This is a genomic window from Peptostreptococcus sp., from assembly GCF_977045075.1.
The window spans coordinates 1-3088 of the sequence record NZ_CDRRTB010000123.1 but is presented as its reverse complement, the minus strand read 5'-3'; the positions used below and the strand labels follow the sequence as shown (position 1 = coordinate 3088).

General features: G+C 39.7%; 4 protein-coding genes. All 4 read right to left on the bottom strand.

The features are described from left to right. Nucleotides 1-527, bottom strand: a 527-nt coding sequence (gene rlmB, locus ACW6OJ_RS07765) for a 23S rRNA (guanosine(2251)-2'-O)-methyltransferase RlmB (protein WP_456096243.1), incomplete at its 3' end; no start/stop codon positions are given. A gap of 16 nt (nt 528-543) precedes the next feature. Then, nucleotides 544-996 carry a Mini-ribonuclease 3 gene (locus tag ACW6OJ_RS07760; protein WP_456096242.1) on the bottom strand — a complete coding sequence of 151 codons (453 nt, stop codon included), beginning with the start codon at nt 994-996 and terminating at the stop codon, nt 544-546. After that, nucleotides 981-2384 carry a cysteine--tRNA ligase gene (gene cysS, locus ACW6OJ_RS07755; protein WP_293430014.1) on the bottom strand — a complete coding sequence of 468 codons (1404 nt, stop codon included), beginning with the start codon at nt 2382-2384 and terminating at the stop codon, nt 981-983. The genes ACW6OJ_RS07760 and cysS overlap by 16 nt, the downstream gene beginning before the upstream one ends. 45 nt (nt 2385-2429) lie before the next feature. Beyond that, a partial coding sequence (locus tag ACW6OJ_RS07750) for a cell wall-binding repeat-containing protein (protein ID WP_456096241.1) occupies nt 2430-3088 on the bottom strand: 659 nt, incomplete at its 5' end.

Below are 3088 nucleotides of genomic sequence, written 5' to 3'. Positions count from 1 at the left end.
TCCATATCAACAGCTGCTATCCATAGGCCATTTTCCTTTAGGGTCTTGATAGTATTTACAATATTTGTCACCTTACATACGGGTAGGTATTCTACAGCACCTGCAGACGCCTTGGCAACTATAGGTGTTATCTGAACGCTCCTCCTCTTTGGTATTATGACTGCATGAGCTCCTACGGCATCAGCAGTCCTTATTATAGATCCAAGATTGTGGGGGTCTGTAATCCCATCTAATATTATAAAGAAGGGGTCTTCACCTTTTTGTCTTGGTATTTCTAGTATCTCATCTAGGTCATAGTACCTATAATCACTTGTTATAGCTATTACACCCTGGTGGGCATGACTCTCTGACATCTCATCAAGCTTGTGCCTATCTACTTCTTGTATTATGACCTTGTTTTCCTTGGCCATGGCAAGTATCTTTTTGATAGACCCTTCTTTTGAAGCCTTATTTACCATTATTTTTTCTATGGGCCTATTATTTTTTAGGGCCTCTATTATAGGGTTTCTTCCCTCTATTATAGCCAAAAAGTTCACCACCTTACTATTTTTCCTTATTCCTATTGGACTGGTTTTGGTCTGACTCTATTACCCTTATACTAAGGGAAATTATATGGTCCAACCTATCCTTGTCACCTTTTAGGTAGAGGTAGCCTACCACAGCTTCGAAACCAGTTGAATGCTTGTAATCTATCATACTTGCATTTTTGGCACTGGTATTTTTCTTGTGGTTTCTAGCCCTCTTAAATACACTTAATTCATCTTCTTGTAGGATGCCTTCTATGCCCTTGATGGCCCTAGCCTGGGACTTTGCCCTCACATATATTATAGCCATTTTGTGCAAATTATTTATCTTCAAGAAGACGTTCTTTTTTATCAGGTATTCTCTTATATAGGATTCATACACTGTATCGCCTAGGTAGGCCAGGGTAAGGGGTGATATTCTCACCAACTCATCCTGGCTCAGATTAGGCCTTAGGTCTATATTCTCTTCCATTTTACACCCTGTCTTGTATCCTCTATGGCTATTCCCATTGCTGCTAGCTCATCCCTGATCTGGTCAGCTAAGGCGAAGTTCTTTTCCTTCTTAGCCTGGGCCCTCTTAGCTATTAGGTCTTCAACCTTCTGGCTTAGGCTGTCATCTTCTTCTACAGACTTGTTGGCTATATTCAATACACCTGTCAATTCATTAAAGATATCTAAGTTCAACTGAACGAATTCCTTTGATGATTGATCGGATATGTTTGTATTCATAAACTTGGCAAGTTCAAATATAACACTTATAGCATCAGCTGTATTTAGGTCGTCATCCATAGCCTCTATAAATCTATCCCTGTACTTGTCTAGGCCTGCTGCCAAGTCCTTTTCTTCATCTCTAAGGCTAGAATCATCTAGATTTCCTAGGATAAATTCTGCATTATCCCTAGCATTTGTTAGTCTTTCAAGGCCTGCCTTAGCCTGCTCTAGCACTGTATCTGAGAAGTTTACTGGGTTTCTATACTGTGTTGCCAATAGGAAAAATCTCACTAAGCCCAGGTCATATTTTTCTGATATGTCCCTTACTGTAAAGAAGTTTCCTAGAGACTTAGACATCTTTTCACCGTCTACATTTATGTAGCCGTTGTGCATCCAGTACCTAGCAAAGGTATGACCGTTTCTACACTCACTTTGGGCAATTTCATTTTCATGGTGAGGGAACTGTAGGTCCTGACCACCTGCATGTATATCAATTGTGTTTCCTAGGTACCTATTTGACATTACAGAGCATTCTATGTGCCAACCTGGTCTACCTTCACCCCATGGAGACTGCCAGCCAGGTTCTCCCTCTTTTTTAGCCTTCCAAAGAACAAAGTCTAGTGGGTCTTCTTTCTTGTCGTCAACATCTATTCTGGCACCTAGCTCTAGCTCTTCTATGTTCTGGTGGGATAGCTTGCCGTATTCTTCAAATTTTCTGGTCCTGAATAGGACATCTCCACCAGCTTCATAGGCATAGCCCTTGTCTATTAGGTCCTGTACAAATACTATTATATTTTCTATGTTGTCTGTTACCTGTGGATGGACTGTAGCCCTCTTGATACCTAGACCGTCACAGTCTATAAAGTATTCCTTGATATATTTTTCAGCTACCTCTTCTGGAGATATGCCCTCTTCATGACTCCTTTTTATTATCTTGTCATCAACATCTGTAAAGTTCTGTATATATGTAACCTCATATCCCCTATATTCAAAATACCTCCTAAGTGTATCAAATACTGTAAAAGGTCTTGCATTTCCTAGGTGGATAAAGTTATATACAGTTGGTCCGCAGACATACATCTTTACCTTACCTTCTTCTAAAGGTATAAATTCCTCTTTTTTTCTAGTCATAGTATTGTAAATTTTCATCAGACTTCCTCCAACACATTGGTTTTTCTTTTTATTGTTATACTCTTACTGTTCCGTGTTCTTTACTGTCTTGCTATCAACCTCTAGACTGTCTATCTTACTATTGTCTAGCTGGCTACCATCACTCTTGATGCTGCTAGTATCTAGGTCAGTATGGCTACCTGCCTGCATGATAAGTAGCTCTGTAACAGCCATACTGTTAGGTCCCAAACCAACCTGGGTAATGTTAGTTATCTTCTTCTTTTCTAAGGCCTTTACTTGATTGTCAGATAGTTTGCCATTAGCTAGGACTATAGGTGATGATACCTTGGCTGCATAAGCACCAACTGCCAATCCATCTATTAGCTCATCAGGATTTTTCTGGCCATTTTTCGATACAAATACATAGTCTAACTTATCAGATGGATAAAATTTTTCTATAATCTGGGCATTTGTGTCACTCCTATTGATACCACTCACCCTCTCTGGTGATGACAGATTAGATGCTACACTTCTTGGCACAGATTCAAAACCACCTATTATGTATGACTTGCTTACCCTTGATGGATCCTTTAGGTCCTCAGGCATTGAGTATAGCCCCTTGTTATCAGTTAAAATTATTGGTATAGTCTTTTCTCCAGCAACTGGTGAGAAGCTGATGGCATCTGCCAGTCCCTTGTATCCATTTACAAGTGAGATAGTATCTACCTTCTTAATTTTTAGGA